Source organism: Streptomyces sp. NPDC127108 (assembly GCF_042677545.1).
Taxonomy (GTDB): Bacteria; Actinomycetota; Actinomycetes; order Streptomycetales; family Streptomycetaceae; genus Streptomyces.
The window spans coordinates 95,726-115,190 of sequence record NZ_JBHXTE010000034.1; the positions used below are offsets into that span (position 1 = coordinate 95,726).

The following is a 19,465-nucleotide window of genomic DNA, read 5'->3' on the forward strand; positions in this document are numbered from 1 at the left end:
ACCGGCGTCCCTCCCCATGGGACACTTGACGCTCACCCTGATGCACGCCATTTACCAGAACGGAAGCCCATGGCCCCGGTCACGTCCCTCGCCGCATCCGTCCACCAGCGTCTCGCGGACGCCCTCTCGGCAGCCCTGCCGGAGTCCGGCGCCGCGGATCCGCTGCTGCGACGAAGCGACCGGGCGGACTTCCAGGCCAACGGCATCCTCGCGCTCGCGAAGAAGGCGAAGGCCAACCCGCGGGAGCTGGCCACCCAGGTCGTCGAGAAGATCACCAACGGTGATCTGCTGGCCGACGTGGAGGTCTCCGGTCCCGGCTTCCTGAACGTCACGGTCACCGACCGGGCGATCACCGAGACCCTCGCCGCCCGCGCCGCCGACGGCGACCGCCTCGGCGTCCCGCTCAAGGACGAGCCGGGCACGACGATCATCGACTACGCCCAGCCGAACGTGGCCAAGGAGATGCACGTCGGCCACCTGCGCTCCGCGGTGATCGGCGACGCCCTGCGGCAGATGCTGGACTTCACCGGCGAGAAGACGATCGGCCGCCACCACATCGGCGACTGGGGCACGCAGTTCGGCATGCTCATCCAGTACCTGATCGAGCACCCCGGCGAGCTGTCCCCCGAGACGGACACCGACGGCGACCAGGCCATGTCGAACCTGAACCGGGTCTACAAGGCCTCGCGCGCGGTCTTCGACGCCGACGAGGCGTTCAAGGAGCGGGCCCGCAAGCGGGTCGTCGCCCTGCAGTCCGGCGACAAGGAGACCCTCGACCTGTGGCAGCGGTTCGTCGACGAGTCGAAGGTCTACTTCTACTCGGTCTTCGAGAAGCTGGACATGGAGGTCCGCGACGAGGAGATCGTCGGCGAGTCCGCGTACAACGACATGATGCCGGAGACGGCCCGCCTCCTGGAGGAGTCCGGTGTCGCCGTCCGCTCCGACGGCGCGCTCGTCGTCTTCTTCGACGAGATCCGCGGCAAGGACGACCAGCCGGTGCCGCTGATCGTGCAGAAGGCCGACGGCGGCTTCGGCTACGCGGCCTCCGACCTGTCCGCGATCCGCGACCGCGTCGTCGGGCTGCACGCGACGTCCCTGCTGTACGTCGTGGACGTACGCCAGTCGCTGCACTTCCGCATGGTCTTCGAGGCGGCCCGCCGGATGGGCTGGCTGAACGACGACGTCACCGCGCACAACATGGGCTACGGCACGGTGCTCGGCGCGGACGGCAAGCCGTTCAAGACGCGTGAGGGCAAGACGGTGCGCCTGGAGGACCTCCTCGACGAGGCCGTCGAGCGGGCCACGGCGGTCGTGCGCGAGAAGGCCGAGAAGGTGGGCCTGACCGAGCAGGAGATCATCGAGAACGGCCGGTACGTCGGCATCGGCGCCGTGAAGTACGCGGACCTCTCCACCTCGGCGAACCGCGACTACAAGTTCGACCTGGACCAGATGGTCTCCCTCAACGGCGACACGTCGGTCTACCTCCAGTACGCCTACGCCCGCATCAAGTCGATCCTGCGCAGGGCCGAGGGCACGGGCCCGGTCGCCCACGCCGAGGTCGAACTCGCCCCGGCGGAGCGGGCCCTCGGCCTGCACCTGGACGCTTTCGGCGAGGTGCTCGCGGACGCGACGGCGGAGTACGCCCCGCACAAGCTCGCCGCGTACCTGTACCAACTGGCGTCGCTGTACACGACGTTCTACGACCAGTGCCCCGTCCTCAAGGCGGACACCCCGGCCCAGGTCGAGAACCGCCTGTTCCTCTGCGACCTCACGGCCCGCACCCTCCACCAGGGCATGTCCCTCCTGGGCATCCGCACCCCGGAGCGCCTGTAACCAGACCGGGCCCCGGCCCCACCCACCCGTTCCGCCCTGTGGGCAGCTGGTCCGCCAGGGGCGGAACGGGTGGGCACAGCCCCGGTGCCGGGCAACTCCTAGGCGAGCCCCAGCCGAAGCCGCCGCAGGCCCTCGGCAATCTCCTCGGGCGTCTGGGTGACAAAGCACAGCCGCAGGGTCCGCGCGTCCGGGGCTCCGCCATAGAACGGCGCCCCCGGCACGTAAGCCACGTTGTGCCCCACAACCCCCGGCAACCGCTCCCCCGCGTCGTACCCCTCGGGCAGCCGCACCCACAGGAACATCCCGCCCTCGGGCCGGTTCCACTCCGCCCCGGCGGGCAGCGCGTCCCCGAGCCCCGCGAGCATCGCGTCCCGCCGCTCCCGGTACACCCCGGCGACCCGCCCCACATGAGCGTCCAGGTCGTACCGTTCCAAGTACCAGGCGGCGGCGAGCTGGTTGACGGTCGGCGTGTGCAAATCGGCGGCCTGCTTGGCGATGGCACAGGCCCGCCGCAGCGCGGCCGGCGCCCGCAGCCACCCGAGCCGCAGCCCCGGCGCCATGACCTTGGAGAAGCTCCCGAGGACCACGGTCCGGTCCTCGGCCCCCGGCTGGGACGCGATCCACGGCACCCGCTCCCCCTCGAACCGCAGCTCCCCGTACGGATCGTCCTCGATGATCCACAGCCCGCGCCGGGCGGCGACCTCGGCGACGGCGGCCCGCCGCCCGAGGGGCAGGGTCCGCCCGGTCGGGTTCTGGAAGGTGGGCACGGTGTAGAGCAGCTTGGCCCGGTGCCGGGCGACGAGCGCGTCGAGGGCGTCCGGGTCGAGGCCGTCGGCGTCCCCGGGCACGGGCACGACGTGCGCCCCGGCGAAGGCGAAGACCTGGAGGGCCGCCAGGTAGCAGGGGTTCTCGACGAGGACGGTGTCGCCGGGTTCGACGAGGGCGGTGGCGAGCAGCGAGAGGGCCTGCTGCGATCCGGTGGTGACGAGGATGTCGTCGGCGCCGGTGGCGAGGCCCCGGGCCGTGTACCGCTCGGCGACGGCCCCGCGCAGCGCGGGCTCGCCCTCGGTCGTGGAGTACTGCAGGGCCCGCCCGGGCGCGTCCGCGAGGACGGCCTGGTACGCGGCGGCGACGCCCTTCGCGTCGAAGAACTCGGGCGCGGGCAGACCGCCCGCGAAGTTGATGACCTCGGGCCGTGCGGTGACCGCGAGGATGTCCCGTACCGGCGAGCCCCCGATCGCGGCGGCACGCGCGGCGAGCGGCGGCGTGGGGGCGGCGGTGGCACTGCTGGTGACGGTCATCGTGGGTCCCTCCCGGAACGTGGGTCCCGGGCAGGGTAGACATGGGAGCGCCGCCCGCAACACCCTTTTCGGAATGCGGACGGCGGGGCTCCAGCACCGCCCCGGTCTCCCCGGGGCCACGGCCGCCCCCGGGCCCCGGCGGCGCGCCCTCAGCCCTGATCGGCCGACTGCGGCTCCTCCCTGCTCCACTTCGTGGCGCCGTTCGGCCACTTGTACTCCGGGCGCCCGGCGCCCGAGCTCGTGCGGAACGGCTTGCCCGCGTCGTCGATCCGCAGCACCCCGGTGCGCCCGCCACTGGACCACTGCAGGTTCAGGGACCACAGCGCGTCGTAGTTCTTGGTGTCGACCTCGATGTAGAAGACCTCGGGGTCGGACTCGCTCACCTTGTAGGGGAAGTCGCGCTGCCCGGACTTGGGGACGGCGGTGGGCTGGTCCGCGTCGAGGTCGACGTCGAAGGACTTGGTGCCCACGGGGCCGCCGCAGCCGTTGCCCGACTGGTAGCTGTTCCACTTCAGCGGCTCGCTCTTGCGCCGCACGTCGACGTCGAGGCGCTCCAGTACGACGGTGTCCTCGCCGGTGCCCTGGAGGGTGACCTCGACGAACCCGCCGGCGGCCTGGACCCCGCCCATGGCCCGCACCCAGGTCGGCGCCTCCCGCTCGGAGGGCGGCTGAAGGACCTCGCCCGGCTCCCGGTCGATGAGGAAATTCTGGGCGCACGGGTTCGGGTAGTAGGGGAAGGGGCGTACGCGAGCGGTGACGGGCGTGCCCTTCGCGGCGTTCGACGAGCCGGTGCTGCCAGGGCCGCCGCCGGAGGACGAGCCGCCCTTGCCCTGTTCGCCCTTCCCTTCGCCGCCCTCGCCCTTCCCTTTCTCCTTGTCCTTCTTGCCCTTGTTGCCCTTGTCGTCCTGGTCCTTCTTGGCGGAAGGTGTGGCGGAGGGGTTCTTGTCCGGGTTCCGCCCCGTACCGGACGGAGCCTGATCCGCCGAGGGCACGGCCCGGTCGACCGCCTTGTCCCGGCCGTCGTCCGAGCCGCCCGACGCGTTCTGCAGCGCGAGGGCGGTGCCGCCGAGGGCCAGGACGACGCCGACGGCACCGACGACGGCGAGCTGCCGTCGGCGCAGGCGGGACAGTCGGCCGCCCCGGCGTGCCCGGACGGCGGTGGGGCCGGGGGCGGGGGTGCTGGAGACCGGGGAGAGTTCGGGCTCCGGTCGGGGGGCGGCTTCCGGGTGGGGGTCGGGGTCCGGCTGGAACGGGGGGACGGCCTCGGTGGGCGCGGTGGCGTCGACGGGCTCGACCGGCTGGGTCGCCGCGACGGGCTCGGCGGGCTCGGGGGCCTCGCCCGACTCACCGGTCCCTGAAGTCTCCGCCGCCGCCTCCGCCTTCCGCCCCCGCGACACATCCGCCACGATCCACCGCCGGTGCAGCTCCACCAGCTCGTCCGGGCTCGCCTTGCAGAGTCTGCCGAGACGCTCCACCGGTGCGAACTCCGTAGGCACGGCAGTGCCGTTCACGTAGCGGTGCAGCGTCGACGTACTCACATGCAGCCGCTTGGCGAGGACTCCGTAACTGAGCCCCGAACGCTCCTTCAATTCCCGCAGCAACGCCGCGAGATCACCCGACCCCACGCTTCCTCCACCCCTGTCCGCCATTCCAGCCGACCATTCCAAGGAACCCCAGTTCCTGCAGGTCAGAGCCGGTGCGAGCGTTCCAGTGTCCCTCGTTGTCCGGCCGCTCTGGCCACCGGGACGGTACGCCGCACAAGCTTGGGTCATCCAAGCACGCCGCCCCCGTCAAGTCCTCGGCGCGGCGCACGTAGCTCCCGTCACATTCCTGAGGAAGAGATCACTCATGCCTGCCTCCGCCCGCCGCCCCCGTACCCGCCTGTTCGCCGCAGCGACGCTCGCACTCGCCGCGCTCTCGCTCACCGCCTGCGGCAACGACGACACGTCCGGAACGCGGGACGAAGGCGCCGCGAACTCCTCGTCGACCGCCCCGAAGTCCCCCGAGGGCGAGGGGAAGAACGAGTCGGGGGAGGCGGCCGGCGGCACCGACGGTGCGAGCGGCGAGGGCACGGGCGGCAGCTCCGGCAGCGACGGCTCCGGCTCGTCCGGCTCCGCGGCGGACTCGGGCGGCGGCACGGGCTCGGACCCGCAGGACCCCGCGAACCGGGTCCCCTGCACAGCGGACAACACCTCGGTCGCCGCCGCGCCGGTGTCCCGCCCCCTCAACTACATGCTGATCACGATCACCAACACCGGCGACAAGATGTGCGACCTGGCGGGCTACCCGATCCTCAAGTTCGACGAGGCCCAGTCGGTCCCGCCGGTCATCGAGGACAGCAAGCCGCAGGCGGTCACCTCGCTCAAGCCCGGCGCCAAGGGCTACGCGGCGGCGATCCTCTCGGCGGGCGACGGCAGCGGCGGCGAGGGCCGCACCGCGCAGAGCCTCCAGGTCGGCTTCCAGGGAAGCGACAAGTTCACCGACGCGGCGCTCCAGGCCAAGGGCGTGCACATCGACGACAAGCTGCGCGTCACGTACTGGCTGAGCAGCTCGGCGGACGCGCTCACGTCCTGACACCCGCAGCGCCACAGCCCAACCGGCCCACCGATCGGCCCAACCGGCCCACCAACCCACCACCACCCAAGAGAAGAAGGCACCCATGCGCACCACGCTCCGCACCCGCACCGCCGCCACCGCGCTGGCCCTGTCCGCGGCCCTCTCCCTCCCGGCCTTCGCGGGCAGCGCCGCCGCGAGCGGCACCGGCGCCGAGGCGGCCCCGGTCACCTGCACGGCCGCCAACACCAAGGTGACGGTGAAGAAGGTCGACCGCCCCGTCAACCACCTGCTCCTGCGGGCCAAGAACACCGGCACGAAGACCTGTTACGCCTACCACGCCCCGTACCTGCGCTTCGGCCAGTCGCAGGCCGCCACCGCCGTCCTCCGCGAGAGCGTGCCGCAGGCCGTGATCACCCTGGAGCCCGGCAAGTCGGCGTACGCGGGCATCCGCACGGAGTCCCCCGAGGGCACCAACGGCTTCAAGACCAAGAAGCTCGGGGTCCTCTTCTCCAACCGCGCGCACAACGGCGGCGCCGGCACCTCGGCCAAGCCGAAGCTGCCCACCGGTGGCGTGTACGTGGACGACTCGGCGTTCGTCACGTACTGGCAGTCCAGGGCGTCCGACGCGCTGGCCTGGTAGGTCCCGGCCACCGAACGGCCGCTCCATACTTACCCTTTGGTGAGTACCTAACAAAATAGTCGGTACTTGTCGGTCGGTGCGGGCACGGCGAGGATCGAGGTGTTCCGAGGAACACCTCGACGAGAACAGCGAGACCGGCGCGCTCGGCGCCCTCTCCGTACCACCCTCGAAGGAGCCCCCGTGCCCGCCACCGACCACACCCCGACCGACCACCCCGTCTCCGTCCTCGGCCTCGGCCTGATGGGCTCCGCGCTCGCCTCCGCCCTGCTGAAGGCGGGCCACCCCACCACGGTCTGGAACCGCACGGCGGCCAAGACGGGACCACTCGTCGCACAGGGCGCGACCCCGGCCGACACCCCTGCGGCCGGGGTCACCGCGAGCCCGCTCGTCATCGCCTGCCTGACGACGAACGACAACGTGCGCGAGCTGTTCGAGCCGCTCACCGAGGAACTGCGCGGCCGCACCCTGGTGAACCTCACCAACGGAACGCCGTCCCAGGCACGGGAGTTGGCGGACTGGGCGCGGGAGCACGGGATCGCCTACGTCGACGGCGGCATCATGGCCGTACCGCAGATGATCGCGGGCCCCGGCGCGTACATCCTCTACAGCGGCGACGAGGCGGCGTACGCACGCCACCGCGACACGCTCGCCGCCCTCGCCGACACCAAGTGGGTCGGCACCGATGCGGGCCTCGCCGCCCTGTGGGACCTGTCGCTGCTCACCGGCATGTACGGCATGGGCCTCGGCGTCGCCCAGGCCTACGCGCTGGTCGGCAGCGCGGGCGTGCCCGCGAAGGACTTCGCGCCGCTCCTGTTGGACTGGGTCGTCGCGATGACCCAGGGGATCGTGCCCGGCACCGCCGAGGCCATCGACTCCGGGCAGCACCTCACGGACGTGTCCAACCTGGAGATGAACCTGGCGGTGCTGCCCAACTTCACCGACACGCTCGCCGAACACGGCGTCAGCGACCAGTTGTTCACGCCGCTGCGGGCGCTCCTGGAGCGCGCGGTCGCGGAGGGGTACGGCGCCGACGGCCTGTCCCGGATGGTCGACCTGCTCAGGACCCCCGAGCCGCTCACGACCCCGTAGGGCGCGAAGGCCCCCAGCCGCCACGGCATCACGGGACCAGCACCACCTTGCCGGTCGTCTCCCGCCGCTCCAACGCCGCGTGCACCTCGGCGGCGTGGGCCAGCGGGAACGACTGGACGGCGGGGGTAAGCCGCCCCGCGGCGGCGGCAGCCAGGGCGCGCCGCTCCTGCTCGGGCCGCTCCTCGGGCCGCCCGAGAAGCTCCAGCAGCGCGTTCCGGTACGTGATGCCGCGCTCGGCGAGCACCCCGCCCCCCGGCACGAACTCCACCTGCGACGCGGACCCGATGGACACGAACCGCCCCCCGTCGGCAAGGAGTTCGAACGCGGTGGCGGCCTTCTCCCCGCCCACCCCGTCGAGGACGACACTGACGCGCCGCCCGCCGATCCGCGCGCGCACCTCGTCGCCCCAGCCCTCCTCGTCGTAGTCGACACCGATCACCTCGGCACCGCCCCCGCCCCCGAGCTTGCGCACGGCGGCGACCTTGCCGGGCCCGCCCGCGACACCCACCACGGTGGCCCCCATCTCGTGCGCGTACTGCACCACGAGCCGGCCCACACCCCCGGCGGCCGACGTCACCAACACCACGTCATCGGGGCGCAGTTCGGCGACGTCGAGCAGCCCCATGGTGGTCGCCCCGGTGACCACCATGGCGACGGCGGCCTCGAACCCGAGCCCCTCGGGCACCGCGTGCACATCCCCCACCTCGGCGACGGCCAGCTCCGCGTACCCGCCAGGACCGCCCCGCGCCGTCACGACGCTCCTCCCCAGCCACTCCTGCCCCACCCCGGACCCCACCGAGTCGACCACCCCGGCGACCTCCCCGCCGAAGATCGACGGCAGCTCCGGCAGCGGCGGCGCGAGATCGCTTGCGGCCCCCGCCCGCATCACGGTCTCGATGAAGTGCACCCCCGCGGCCCGCACCGCGACCCGCACCTGCCCGGGCCCGGGCACCGGGTCGGGCACGCTCTCGTACGAGAGGTTCGCGGCGGGCCCGAACTCATGAAGAACAACGGCGTGCATCTGGTCCTCCCGGACGTGGGATCGATTCGATGCCCCTACCCTCGAACCTCAACAGCGGTTGAAGTCAAGGGACTCCAACCGCTGTTCGGACCGCCGGGCGCCGCTAGAGCTGCCGCGCCACCTCGGTGGCCCAATACGTGAGGATCATCTGCGCCCCGGCCCGCTTGATCCCGGTCAGCGACTCCATGATCGCCTTGTCCCGGTCGATCCAGCCGCGCTCCGCCGCCGCCTCGATCATCGCGTACTCGCCACTGATCTGGTACGCGGCCACGGGCACGTCCGCCACCTCCGCGACCTTCGCCAGGATGTCGAGGTAGGGCCCCGCGGGCTTGACCATCACCATGTCGGCGCCCTCTTCGAGGTCGAGCGCCAACTCACGCAGGGACTCACGGCTGTTGGCCGGGTCCTGCTGGTAGGTCTTGCGGTCGCCCTTCAGGGAGGACCCCACGGCCTCGCGGAAGGGGCCGAAGAACGCCGACGAGTACTTCACCGTGTAGGCGAGGATCGACACGTCCTCGTGCTCGGTCTGGTCGAGCGCGTCCCGGATGACGCCGATCTGGCCGTCCATCATGCCGCTCGGGCCCACCACGTGGGCGCCCGCGTCGGCCTGGACCTGCGCCATCTCGGCGTACCGCTCCAGGGTCGCGTCGTTGTCCACGCGGCCCTGCTCGTCCAGGACACCGCAGTGGCCGTGGTCGGTGAACTCGTCCAGGCACAGGTCGGACATGACGATCAGGTCGTCCCCGACCTCGGCCCGCACATCACGGAGCGCGACCTGCAGGATCCCGTCCGGGTCGGTGCCCGCGCTGCCGAGCGCGTCCTTCTTGGACTCCTCCGGCACACCGAAGAGCATGATCCCGGAGACCCCCGCCTCGACCGCCTCCACGGCGGCCTTCTTCAGGGTGTCGCGGGTGTGCTGGAACACCCCCGGCATCGACCCGATCGCGATGGGCTCCCCGATGCCTTCACGCACGAAGGCCGGCAGCACCAGATCCGCCGGGTGCAACCGCGTCTCGGCGACCATGCGACGCATGACGGGGGTCGTACGCAGCCGCCGGGGCCGCGAACCGGGGAAGGAACCGTACGTACTCATTGCCTGAAATCCACCTCACCGTGAATCGCGCTGCGCGCTCGTCCAAGTACCAGCAAGTGATTCAGCCCGTCCGGCGTTTGAGGACGAGGCCGAAGGCCGATCGGGGGCGGACCGTCCCACGGCAACGGGACACCCACCCCGGGGCCCGAGGCCGCAGGGCACCCTACGGCGCCGCAGCCCGCCTGCGCCGCGCCCCCGGCCGCCGCTCACTCGGCCGAGTAACAGCGTCCCCGGCCTCAATCGCCGCAGCCCGCCGCCGCGCCCCGAACTCCGCAAGCGCCGCGGCCAACTTGTGCACGGACGGCTCAGGAGCCATCACGTCCACCCGAAGCCCGTGCTCCTCCGCAGTCTTCGCGGTGGCGGGCCCGATACAGGCGATCACGGTCACGTTGTGCGGCTTGCCGGCGATCCCGACGAGATTCCGCACGGTCGAGGACGAGGTGAAGAGAACGGCGTCGAACCCACCGCCCTTGATGGCCTCACGGGTCTCCGCAGGCGGCGGCGACGCACGCACCGTCCGGTAGGCGGTGACGTCGTCGACCTCCCACCCGAGGTCGATGAGCCCGGCGACGAGCGTCTCGGTGGCGATGTCGGCACGCGGCAGGAACACCCGGTCGATCGGGTCGAAGACGGGGTCGTACGGAGGCCAGTCCTCCAGGAGACCGGCCGCGGACTGCTCCCCGCTGGGCACCAGATCCGGCTTCACGCCGAAGGCGACGAGCGCCGCGGCGGTCTGCTCGCCCACGGCGGCGACCTTGATCCCGGCGAAGGCACGGGCGTCGAGCCCGTACTCCTCGAACTTCTCCCGCACGGCCTTGACCGCGTTCACCGAGGTGAAGGCGATCCACTCGTAGCGCCCGGTGACCAGGCCCTTGACCGCGCGCTCCATCTGCTGCGGCGTCCGCGGCGGCTCGACGGCGATCGTCGGCACCTCGTGCGGCACCGCGCCGTAGGACCGGAGCTGGTCGGAGAGCGAGGCCGCCTGCTCCTTCGTGCGCGGTACGAGGACCCGCCATCCGAAGAGCGGCTTCGACTCGAACCACGACAGCTGCTCGCGCTGCGCTGCGGCCGAGCGCTCACCGACCACGGCTATGACGGCCTGCCCGCCGTCGGGCGAGGGCAGCACCTTGGCCTGCTTGAGGACCTGCGCGATGGTGCCGAGCGTCGCGGTCCAGGTGCGCTGGCGCGTCGTCGTACCGGCGACGGTCACCGTCATCGGGGTGTCGGGCTTGCGCCCGGCGGACACCAGCTCACCGGCGGCGGCCGCGACCGAGTCCAGGGACGTCGACACCACGACGGTCCCGTCGGACGCGCCGACCTCCCCCCAGCAGCGCTCGGAGGCCGTACGGGCGTCGACGAACCGGACGTCCGTGCCCTGCGCGTCCCGCAGCGGCACCCCCGCGTACGCGGGCACACCGACCGCGGCCGCGATGCCCGGCACCACCTCGAAGGGGATGCCCTCGGCCGCGCAGGCCAGCATCTCCCCGGCCGCGTAGGCATCGAGGCCCGGATCACCGCTCACCGCGCGCACGACCCGCCTGCCGCCGCGCGCGCCCTCCATGACAAGATTGGCCGCGGCTGAGGCCGAAGGCCCGTCGCCGCCCACTGACGTGCCGTCAGCGGCCTGCGGGAGAGGTGTGTCCACACCCCCTCGGGCATGCACACGTACGACATCGAGAACATCCGGCTCGGCGATCAGCACATCCGCTCGGGCCAGCGCCTCGACGGCGCGCAGAGTCAGCAGTCCCGGATCTCCGGGTCCGGCACCGAGAAAGGTGACGTGCCCGTGTGCGGGAAGGCCGGGAAGGTTCGAGGTGGGGCTCAAAGTGCTCGCTCCCCCATCAGACCGGCCGCGCCCTTGGCGAGCATCTCGGCGGCGAGTTCCCGCCCGAGTGCCAGCGCCTGGTCGTGTGTCCCGGGCACGGGACCGGTGGTGGACAGCTGCACCAGCGTCGAGCCGTCGGTGGCACCGACGACGCCGCGCAGGCGCATTTCCTTGACAACCTGCCCGTCGGCCAGAAGGTCGGCCAACGCACCCACAGGTGCGCTGCAACCGGCCTCCAGGGCGGCGAGCAGGGATCGCTCGGCGGTCACGGCGGCCCGGGTGTACGGGTCGTCGAGCTCGGCGAGCGCGGCGGCGAGTGACGCGTGGGTCGCGGCGCACTCGATCGCCAGTGCCCCCTGGCCGGGGGCGGGCAGAACGGTGTCGACCGACAGGAAGTCGGTCACCTCGTCGATCCGGCCGACGCGGTTCAGGCCCGCGGCGGCGAGCACCACGGCGTCCAGCTTCCCGTCGTGCACGAATCCGATGCGGGTGTCGATGTTCCCGCGGATCGCCACGGCCTCTATGGAGCTGCCGTGGTTGCGGGCGTAGGCGTTGAGCTGCGCCATGCGGCGCGGCGAACCGGTGCCGATGCGCGCGGCCCCCTGCGGGGAGTCGGCCACCAGCTCCGCGAACGTCAGACCGTCACGTGCGATCAGTACGTCCCGCGGGTCCTCCCGCTCCGGCACGGCGGCGAGCGTCAGCTCGTCGGGCTGCGCGGTCGGCAGGTCCTTCAGCGAGTGCACGGCGAAGTCGACCTCACCGGCGAGCAGCGCGTCGCGCAGCGCGGTGACGAACACACCGGTGCCGCCGATCTGGGCGAGGTGCTCGCGGGAGGTGTCGCCGAACGTGGTGATCTCGACGAGCTCGACGGGCCGTCCCGTCAGCTCGGTGACCTTCCTCGCCACCTGCCCGGACTGGGCCATGGCCAGCTTGCTGCGCCTGGTCCCGAGTCTGAGTGCCTTCTCGGTCATGCGCGGCCTCGCTTGGGTTCGTCGTTCTCGTGGAGCTGGTTCTGCTGGCCGCCCGCGTTGCTCAGCAGGTCGGCACGGGAGACGGCAGCCACCGTCTCGGGGTCGAGGTCGAAGAGGGTGCGCAGGGCGTCGGCGTACCCGGCGCCGCCGGGCTCGCTGGCGAGCTGCTTCACCCGCACCGTCGGCGCGTGCAGCAGCTTGTCGACGACGCGGCGCACGGTCTGCGTGATCTCCGCGCGCTCCTTGTCGCCGAGGCCGGGCAGCCGCCCGTCGAGCCGCGCGATCTCACCGCTGACGACGTCGGCGGCCATGGTGCGCAGCGCGACGACGGTCGGCGTGATGTGCGCGGCCCGCTGCGCGGCGCCGAACGCGGCGACCTCGTCGGACACGATGGTGCGCACGGCGTCCACGTCGGCGGCCATCGGCGCGTCGGCGGAGGCGTCCGCCAGGGACTCGATGTCGACGAGGCGGGCGCCGGCGAGGCGGTGCGCGGCGGCGTCGATGTCGCGGGGCATGGCCAGGTCGAGCAGGTACAGCGCGGCCGCGCGGGCGACGGGCACCACGGCGGCGGGGGCCGTGCGGCCCACCCGCACCGGGCCGCCGCCCACGGCGGGGCTGTTGTCCACGAGCGCGGCGTGCTGCTCGTACGCGGTCTCGTCGCCGACCCGCGGGCCGACGGGGCAGCCGCCCGCGTCCGGGGCGGGCGCGGCGGTGTCCGGAGCGGCGGTTGCGGTGTGCGGCGCGATCACGCAGTCGTCGTCATCGCAGGCCGAACCGTCATGACCGTCACGTACGTCGCTCACACGCCCGGCGAGCGCCGCCTCGACGTCCGCGGCGGTGAGGACGAGCCCCGTCGCGCCGGTGCAGGACACGGCCACGTCGGCACGTGTCAGCTCCCCGGCCACCTGGGCCATCGGCACGGCTCGCGCGACGACTCCCGTGCCGCCCTCGGTGAGGATCTCGGCCAGGCGCTCGGCCCGGTCCAGGGTGCGGTTGGCGACGACGACCTCGTCCACGCCGGAGCGCGCGAGCGTCGCCGCGGCCAGCGAGGACATCGAGCCCGCGCCGATCACCAGGGCGCGCTTGCCCTTGGCCCAGGCGTGCACGGGCTCGCGCCCGGCCAGCTGCTCCAGGCCGAAGGTGACGAGCGACTGCCCGGCCCGGTCGATGCCGGTCTCCGAGTGCGCCCGCTTGCCCACGCGCAGGGCCTGCTGGAAGAGGTCGTTGAGGAGGCGGCCCGCGGTGTGCAGCTCCTGCGCCCGCGCCAGGGCGTCCTTGATCTGGCCGAGGATCTGCCCCTCGCCGACGACCATGGAGTCGAGCCCGCACGCCACCGAGAACAGATGGTGGACGGCCCGGTCCTCGTAGTGCACGTACAGATAAGGGGTGAGCTCCTCCAGGCCGACCTCGCTGTGCAGCGCGAGCAGCGTCGACAGCTCGGCGACGCCCGCGTGGAACTTGTCCACGTCCGCGTACAGCTCGATGCGGTTGCAGGTGGCGAGCACGGCGGCCTCGGCCGCGGGCTCGGCGGCCACCGTGTCGTGCAGCAGCCTGGCCTGCGCGTCGACGGTGAGCGCGGCCCGCTCCAGCACGCTCACGGGAGCGCTGCGGTGACTGAGGCCCACGACGAGGAGACTCATGCCGGCATCACGGCGGGAACGTCCCCGTCGGGTCCCTTGCGGTGCTTGTCCTTGCTGACGGCGGGCTCGGCCGAGGCGTCGGCGCCGTCCGCGGCGGACTCCTCGCCGGCCTTGCGCTGCTCGTGGAAGGCGAGGATCTGCAGCTCGATGGAGAGGTCGACCTTGCGCACGTCGACGCCGTCGGGGACGGTCAGGACGGTCGGCGCGAAGTTCAGGATGGACGTGACGCCCGCGGCCACGAGCCGGTCGCAGACCTGCTGGGCGGCGCCCGCCGGGGTCGCGATGACACCGATCGAGACGCCGTTGTCGCTGATGATCTTCTCGAGGTCGTCCGTGTGCTGCACCGGCATCCCCGCGACGGGCTTGCCCGCCATCGCCGGATCGGCGTCTATGAGAGCGGCCACGCGGAAACCACGCGAGGCGAACCCGCCGTAATTGGCCAGCGCGGCGCCGAGGTTACCGATACCGACGATGACAACCGGCCAGTCCTGGGTCAGGCCCAGCTCACGGGAGATCTGGTACACGAGGTACTCGACGTCGTAGCCGACGCCCCGCGTCCCGTAGGACCCGAGGTACGAGAAATCCTTGCGCAGCTTCGCGGAGTTGACCCCCGCGGCGGCCGCGAGCTCCTCGGAGGAGACCGTGGGCACCGAGCGCTCCGACAGCGCGGTCAGAGCCCTCAGGTACAGCGGAAGCCTGGCGACGGTGGCCTCGGGAATCCCTCGGCTGCGGGTCGCCGGTCGGTGAGTTCGGCCAGTTGCCACGGTGCTCCTGCGGGTAGAGCGGGGCTGAAGGCGGGCTGGCACCCGAAGTCGTGTCCCAAGACCGCCCCGTCGACAGCAGGCTATGTCTTTGTGAACGCGTGCACAAAGATGGTGTCCGATTTGCCCGCCCAACGTGACCGGGGTCACGCGCCCCCGGCGCACTTTCCTGGAACCGGCGCACGGCCAGCAACGACACTCAACCGACGGGGGCAAAACCGCACACACTCCTCACGATCCTCGCCCCCGAGACCTCAAAACCGACCCCCGATGCTAAACGACTTTCCGGACAGCTCCGGACGTCATAACCAGCCATCGGCGCCGACGACCCCGCACTACCCCAGCAACTCCCGCCGCAGCCGCCCCTCGTCCACCCGCCAGAACGTGTGCTGCTCCCCGTCCACGAGCACCACCGGAATCTGCTCCCAGTACTCCTTGTGCAGCGCCTCGTCCACGGTGATGTCCTTCGTCTCCCAGGCGACCCCGAGCTCCCCGCAGACCTTCCGGATCACGGCCTCCGCGTCTTCGCACAAGTGACACCCGGGCTTGCCGATCAAGGTCACCAGGCGGTCGCCGGGCACCTTCTTCGCTGCGCCGCCGCCACGGCGGAAAAGAGGACTCATGCCCCCAAGCTTGCTACGCGCCGCCGCCCGCCCGGCACCGGCCCGCGCCGCACCCCAGTGTGACCAGCGCGACACGGATCGTTGACGGGTTCGAATCCCTCCATTCACAGGGGGACCGAACAGAGTGGCTATGCTCGACGGCATGGCCGCTCTGGGTTGGCTCCACCCCCGCAGGCGCTCCGCCACCGCGCGCAGCGTGCTGGCAGGCGAGGCCTCGGCGGAGGCAGCGCGCAAGTCGTCGCAGGAGCTGGAAGAGCTCCACGGCCGGGCAGAGGACGTCCCGCCCGACGAGACGGCACCCGCCGAGCCCGAGGCCCCGGAGTTCCCGGTCGCCGGCGACGAGAAGGCCGCCGCGTTCTTCGACCTCGACAACACCGTGATGCAGGGCGCCGCCCTCTTCCACTTCGGCCGCGGCCTGTACAAGCGGAAGTTCTTCCAGCGCCGCGAGCTCGCCCGATTCGCCTGGCAGCAGGCGTGGTTCAGGATGGCGGGCATCGAGGACCCCGAGCACATGCAGGACGCCCGCGACAGCGCCCTGTCCATCGTCAAGGGCCACCGCGTCGCCGAGCTGATGTCCATCGGCGAGGAGATCTACGACGAGTACATGGCCGAGCGCATCTGGCCCGGCACCCGCGCCCTGGCCCAGGCCCACCTCGACGCGGGACAGAAGGTCTGGCTGGTCACGGCCGCGCCCGTGGAGACGGCCACGATCATCGCCCGCCGCCTGGGCCTGACCGGCGCCCTCGGCACCGTCGCGGAGTCCGTGCACGGCGTGTACACGGGCAAGCTCGTCGGCGAGCCGCTGCACGGCCCCGCGAAGGCCGAGGCCGTCCGCGCCCTGGCCGCCGCCGAGGGCCTGGACCTCGCCCGCTGCGCCGCGTACAGCGACTCCCACAACGACATCCCGATGCTGTCGCTGGTCGGACATCCGTACGCGATCAACCCCGACACCAAGCTGCGCAAGCACGCCCGCGCCCGCGAATGGCGACTGCGGGACTACCGCACGGGCCGCAAGGCCGCCAAGGTCGGCATCCCGGCCGCCGCGGGCGTCGGCGCCCTCGCCGGCGGCACGGCGGCCGCGATCGCCCTGCACCGCCGCCGCCACTGACGGCACGCCGCCCCCAGGGCGGCCACTCACGGTGACCATCCGCCGCGGAGGCCCCGGAATCCGGGCCTCCGCGGCTCGCCGCGCGCGGAAACGACGGCAATCGTTCTGTCTTACCCGCCATGCCCCCCGCCAGTCCCGTTCGTTCAACTCGGCCACAACACGCCTCGCGCCCACCTCGAATGCGCGCTAATCCGATCAACAACCGTTCAATAACCGGTGCTTGATCGACCGCCGATCGGTAACAGAAGCGACGTAATCGATGATTTGAGCAACTGGGTGTAGCGCTGCCTGTACGAAGCGTTATTCTCCTCAGACGCATAACGGACCGTGCACATCGCTACGACGGGTGAACGGTTCGGTACTGCAAGTGATGGAAGCTCTGCCTCTGGGAGTCCCGTGTACCCACACGTCGGGGTTGACGCCTCGGGCCTGGCTACGCTGCGCGCGACGGTCGTGGACCGCCTGCGCGGCTTCGTCCCCACCGCGTACGCCGTCCCCGCCTTCGCCGTCCCGGCACCCGCCGGGCCGTGCTACGCCCTGGCGGACGGCGGTGCGGCTGTGAGCAGACGGACGCGCTCCTCCGCCGCCGCCACGACCACCCACCGCCGTCCCGCGGCGGACAGTGACAGCGCCCGCATGATGGAACTCGTCGAGCGCGCCCAAGCAGGCGAGTCGGACGCCTTCGGCCGCCTCTACGACCAGTACAGCGACACCGTCTACCGCTACATCTACTACCGCGTCGGCGGCAAGGCGACCGCCGAGGACCTCACCAGCGAGACCTTCCTCCGCGCCCTGCGCAGGATCGGTACGTTCACCTGGCAGGGCCGTGACTTCGGCGCCTGGCTCGTCACCATCGCCCGCAACCTCGTGGCCGACCACTTCAAGTCGAGCCGCTTCCGCCTCGAGGTCACCACCGGCGAGATGCTCGACGCCAACGAGGTCGAGCGCAGCCCCGAGGACTCCGTCCTCGAATCCCTGTCGAACGCCGCGCTCCTGGACGCGGTCCGCCGCCTCAACCCCCAGCAGCAGGAGTGCGTGACGCTGCGCTTCCTGCAAGGCCTCTCCGTGGCCGAGACCGCCCGCGTCATGGGCAAGAACGAAGGCGCGATCAAGACCCTCCAGTACCGGGCGGTCCGCACCCTCGCCCGACTCCTCCCGGACGACGCCCGCTAAGCGCCGCCCGCACGGCGCCCCGCGACCCCGCGCGACGCCCAACTCACCGTCCGTGACGGCCTGCTGGCCGTCACGGACTTTGCCGAGCCCTTCGCGGTCCGATCATCTTTCGTCCGTAACCCAAGTGCCGCGACGCTCGTTGTGCGGGATGCAGGCTCCCTGTGGTTGCGACCTGATCTTCCCCGAGCTCCCCGAGAGCGAGGGGAGGCCCCATGCGCTCACTCGAACGTGTGGAAGTGTTCAGGACGTGCAACCCTCAGGACCCCCTGGGGAGTCGACCGTCATGACGAGAGGAGGTGCCGCCAGTGATCGCGAACGTATCGGCACACCGGCGGGCGAACGCCTTCGCCCAGGCCCTGGAGGAGCAGTCCGACCAGGACCCGGCGGCCGATCAGCCCGAAGATTCCGCCGCGACCTCGGTGGCCGCCCGAGCCGACTCCGCGCCCCCCGGCGCGGCCGAGCGCGACCGGATGCTCGCGCTCGCCGACGGACTCGCACGGCTGCCCGCGCCCCAGCTGGACCCCGAGGTCAAAGTGGTCCAGCGGGCCCAGCTGGTGGCCGCCATGGAAGCCATGTTCGCGGAGGGCACGGCGACGGGCGACGGCACAGGCCCTTCCGTACCGGAGCAGCGCTCCCGAAAAGGCGCCAAGGGCGCCCACCGGGCCGGGCCCCTGCGGAAACTCAAGCCCCGCACACGCCTGTCCAAAGGCATCGCCGCCGGCGGCCTCACCGTGGGCGTCGCCGCCGGAGCCTTCGGCGGCGTGGCCGCGGCGAGCGGAGACGCCCTCCCCGGCGACTCGCTCTACGGCCTCAAGCGCGGCATGGAAGACCTCAAGCTCGGCATGGCCGACAGCGACACCGACCGCGGCCAGATCTACCTGGACCAGGCCTCGACCCGGCTCAACGAGGCCCGCCGCCTGATGGAGCGCTCCCGCTCCGGCCACCTCGACCACGAATCCGTCGGCGAGGTCCGCCGCGCCCTCTCCGGCATGCGCCACGACGCCGCCGAGGGCCACCGTCTCCTCCTCGAAGCGTACGAACGCGACGGCTCGCTCGGCCCCATCCAGGCCCTGTCCGCCTTCTCCCAGTCCCACCGCGGCAGTTGGAGCGCCCTGCGCGAACAGCTCCCCGTCCAGCTCGGCGACGTCGGCGAGCAGGTCAGCTCCGTCTTCGACGCCATGGAGCAGGAAGTCGAGCCGCTGCGCTCCCTCTTCCCCAGCAGCAAGCCCGACAAGGGCGGCACCCCGGACCAGAGCCCCCGCAAGGGCTCAGGCACCGGCACCCACCGCGAGGGCCCCGCACCCCGCGACTCCGGCGAATCCGGCCGCGACCAGTCCCCCGGCAAGCCGAAGCCGTCCTCCTCCGGCCACAAGGAAAGCCGCGAGGGCATCCTCCCCGGCGTCACCGACGGCCTCCTCGACCCGCCCTCCGAGAAGACCCCCTCCGCCCCCTCCGACACCAACGAGGAAGAGAACTCCCCCACCACCAAGAACCCCAAGCCCGGACAGCCGGAAGTGACACTCCCACCCCTGCTCCCCGGCCTCCTCCCCGAACTGGGCATCGAGGGCGAAGACCAGTAACACCCCCGCACCACCGGCCAGCAGCCACCACACCAACCACCGTCCGCCGGGCACCTCTCCCCAGCCCGGCGGACGGCTACGTTCCCAGCAGGTTCCCAGCAACCCGCCCCAGCAACTTTCCAGCCCGTCCGGCACTTGAGGACAAGGCGCGAAGCGCCGACACGGCGGAGGCCCCGGGGCCCCCCCCCCCCCCCCCCCCCCCCCCACCCCCCCCCCCCCCCCCGGTGGGGCACGGGCGGGGGGGCAGAGAG

General features: G+C 72.0%; 16 protein-coding genes. 7 read left to right on the forward strand and 9 right to left on the reverse strand.

Annotated features, from left to right (window positions below):
• Positions 1-69: 69 nt before the first annotated feature.
• The gene (gene argS / locus ACFVHO_RS26900) at positions 70-1,833 is read left to right on the forward strand and encodes an arginine--tRNA ligase (protein WP_385719635.1); all 1,764 of its coding nucleotides are present in this window, start codon (positions 70-72) and stop codon (positions 1,831-1,833) included.
• Positions 1,834-1,931: 98 nt separating this feature from the next.
• On the opposite strand, the gene ACFVHO_RS26905 is transcribed toward argS, so the two are convergent.
• Entirely contained in the window at positions 1,932-3,134 is a 1,203-nt protein-coding gene (locus ACFVHO_RS26905) for a PLP-dependent aminotransferase family protein (protein WP_385719637.1), read from the reverse strand.
• A gap of 149 nt (positions 3,135-3,283) precedes the next feature.
• Entirely contained in the window at positions 3,284-4,759 is a 1,476-nt protein-coding gene (locus ACFVHO_RS26910; protein ID WP_385719640.1) for a helix-turn-helix domain-containing protein, read from the reverse strand.
• Between the two features lie 223 nt (positions 4,760-4,982).
• Between ACFVHO_RS26910 and ACFVHO_RS26915 the strand changes: the two genes are divergently transcribed.
• The 3 genes from ACFVHO_RS26915 to ACFVHO_RS26925 all read left to right on the forward strand — a co-directional run bounded on the left by ACFVHO_RS26915 (position 4,983) and on the right by ACFVHO_RS26925 (position 7,419).
• Entirely contained in the window at positions 4,983-5,708 is a 726-nt protein-coding gene (locus tag ACFVHO_RS26915; protein WP_385719643.1) for a DUF4232 domain-containing protein, read from the forward strand.
• Between the two features lie 85 nt (positions 5,709-5,793).
• On the forward strand, positions 5,794-6,330 hold the full coding sequence (locus ACFVHO_RS26920) for a DUF4232 domain-containing protein (RefSeq protein ID WP_385719646.1): 537 nt from the start codon (positions 5,794-5,796) through the stop codon (positions 6,328-6,330).
• A 180-nt stretch (positions 6,331-6,510) separates the two neighbouring features.
• Positions 6,511-7,419, forward strand: a complete 909-nt coding sequence (locus ACFVHO_RS26925; protein WP_385719649.1) for an NAD(P)-dependent oxidoreductase — start codon at positions 6,511-6,513, stop codon at positions 7,417-7,419.
• Between the two features lie 28 nt (positions 7,420-7,447).
• On the opposite strand, the gene ACFVHO_RS26930 is transcribed toward ACFVHO_RS26925, so the two are convergent.
• The 7 genes from ACFVHO_RS26930 to ACFVHO_RS26960 all read right to left on the reverse strand — a co-directional run bounded on the left by ACFVHO_RS26930 (position 7,448) and on the right by ACFVHO_RS26960 (position 15,353).
• On the reverse strand, positions 7,448-8,440 hold the full coding sequence (locus ACFVHO_RS26930; protein ID WP_385719651.1) for a zinc-binding dehydrogenase: 993 nt from the start codon (positions 8,438-8,440) through the stop codon (positions 7,448-7,450).
• A 103-nt stretch (positions 8,441-8,543) separates the two neighbouring features.
• Entirely contained in the window at positions 8,544-9,533 is a 990-nt protein-coding gene (hemB, locus tag ACFVHO_RS26935; RefSeq protein ID WP_385719654.1) for a porphobilinogen synthase, read from the reverse strand.
• A gap of 163 nt (positions 9,534-9,696) precedes the next feature.
• Positions 9,697-11,358 (reverse strand): uroporphyrinogen-III synthase, encoded by a 1,662-nt coding sequence (locus ACFVHO_RS26940; RefSeq protein WP_385719656.1) that lies wholly within the window; start codon positions 11,356-11,358, stop codon positions 9,697-9,699.
• Positions 11,355-12,329, reverse strand: a complete 975-nt coding sequence (gene hemC, locus ACFVHO_RS26945) for a hydroxymethylbilane synthase (RefSeq protein WP_385719659.1) — start codon at positions 12,327-12,329, stop codon at positions 11,355-11,357. The genes ACFVHO_RS26940 and hemC overlap by 4 nt, the downstream gene beginning before the upstream one ends.
• Positions 12,326-13,969 carry a glutamyl-tRNA reductase gene (locus ACFVHO_RS26950; protein ID WP_385719662.1) on the reverse strand — a complete coding sequence of 548 codons (1,644 nt, stop codon included), beginning with the start codon at positions 13,967-13,969 and terminating at the stop codon, positions 12,326-12,328. The genes hemC and ACFVHO_RS26950 overlap by 4 nt, the downstream gene beginning before the upstream one ends.
• On the reverse strand, positions 13,966-14,733 hold the full coding sequence (locus ACFVHO_RS26955; protein WP_385719665.1) for a redox-sensing transcriptional repressor Rex: 768 nt from the start codon (positions 14,731-14,733) through the stop codon (positions 13,966-13,968). Before ACFVHO_RS26955 ends, ACFVHO_RS26950 begins: the two co-directional genes overlap by 4 nt.
• A 332-nt stretch (positions 14,734-15,065) precedes the next feature.
• On the reverse strand, positions 15,066-15,353 hold the full coding sequence (locus ACFVHO_RS26960) for a glutaredoxin family protein (protein ID WP_385719668.1): 288 nt from the start codon (positions 15,351-15,353) through the stop codon (positions 15,066-15,068).
• 142 nt (positions 15,354-15,495) lie between these two features.
• Here ACFVHO_RS26960 and ACFVHO_RS26965 point away from each other — a divergent pair, with 142 nt between their 5' ends.
• The 3 genes from ACFVHO_RS26965 (at position 15,496) to ACFVHO_RS26975 (ending at position 19,214) form a co-directional block, all read left to right on the forward strand.
• Positions 15,496-16,461: an HAD family hydrolase gene (locus ACFVHO_RS26965; RefSeq protein ID WP_385719671.1), complete on the forward strand. Its 966-nt coding sequence runs from the start codon at positions 15,496-15,498 to the stop codon at positions 16,459-16,461.
• 396 nt (positions 16,462-16,857) lie between these two features.
• Positions 16,858-17,634, forward strand: a complete 777-nt coding sequence (locus ACFVHO_RS26970; protein WP_385719674.1) for an ECF subfamily RNA polymerase sigma factor, BldN family — start codon at positions 16,858-16,860, stop codon at positions 17,632-17,634.
• 305 nt (positions 17,635-17,939) lie between these two features.
• Positions 17,940-19,214: a DUF5667 domain-containing protein gene (locus ACFVHO_RS26975; RefSeq protein WP_385719676.1), complete on the forward strand. Its 1,275-nt coding sequence runs from the start codon at positions 17,940-17,942 to the stop codon at positions 19,212-19,214.
• The last annotated feature ends 251 nt before the right edge of the window (positions 19,215-19,465 follow it).

Bases quoted from the DNA above. Each gene is read 5' to 3' on its own strand.
- ACFVHO_RS26950 (WP_385719662.1), bottom strand. From the start codon at position 13,969: ATGAGTCTCCTCGTCGTGGGCCTCAGTCACCGCAGCGCTCCCGTGAGC.
- hemC (WP_385719659.1), bottom strand. From the start codon at position 12,329: ATGACCGAGAAGGCACTCAGACTCGGGACCAGGCGCAGCAAGCTGGCC.
- ACFVHO_RS26905 (WP_385719637.1), bottom strand. From the start codon at position 3,134: ATGACCGTCACCAGCAGTGCCACCGCCGCCCCCACGCCGCCGCTCGCC.
- hemB (WP_385719654.1), bottom strand. From the start codon at position 9,533: ATGAGTACGTACGGTTCCTTCCCCGGTTCGCGGCCCCGGCGGCTGCGT.
- argS (WP_385719635.1), top strand. From the start codon at position 70: ATGGCCCCGGTCACGTCCCTCGCCGCATCCGTCCACCAGCGTCTCGCG.
- ACFVHO_RS26920 (WP_385719646.1), top strand. From the start codon at position 5,794: ATGCGCACCACGCTCCGCACCCGCACCGCCGCCACCGCGCTGGCCCTG.
- ACFVHO_RS26965 (WP_385719671.1), top strand. From the start codon at position 15,496: ATGGCCGCTCTGGGTTGGCTCCACCCCCGCAGGCGCTCCGCCACCGCG.
- ACFVHO_RS26960 (WP_385719668.1), bottom strand. From the start codon at position 15,353: ATGAGTCCTCTTTTCCGCCGTGGCGGCGGCGCAGCGAAGAAGGTGCCC.
- ACFVHO_RS26930 (WP_385719651.1), bottom strand. From the start codon at position 8,440: ATGCACGCCGTTGTTCTTCATGAGTTCGGGCCCGCCGCGAACCTCTCG.
- ACFVHO_RS26915 (WP_385719643.1), top strand. From the start codon at position 4,983: ATGCCTGCCTCCGCCCGCCGCCCCCGTACCCGCCTGTTCGCCGCAGCG.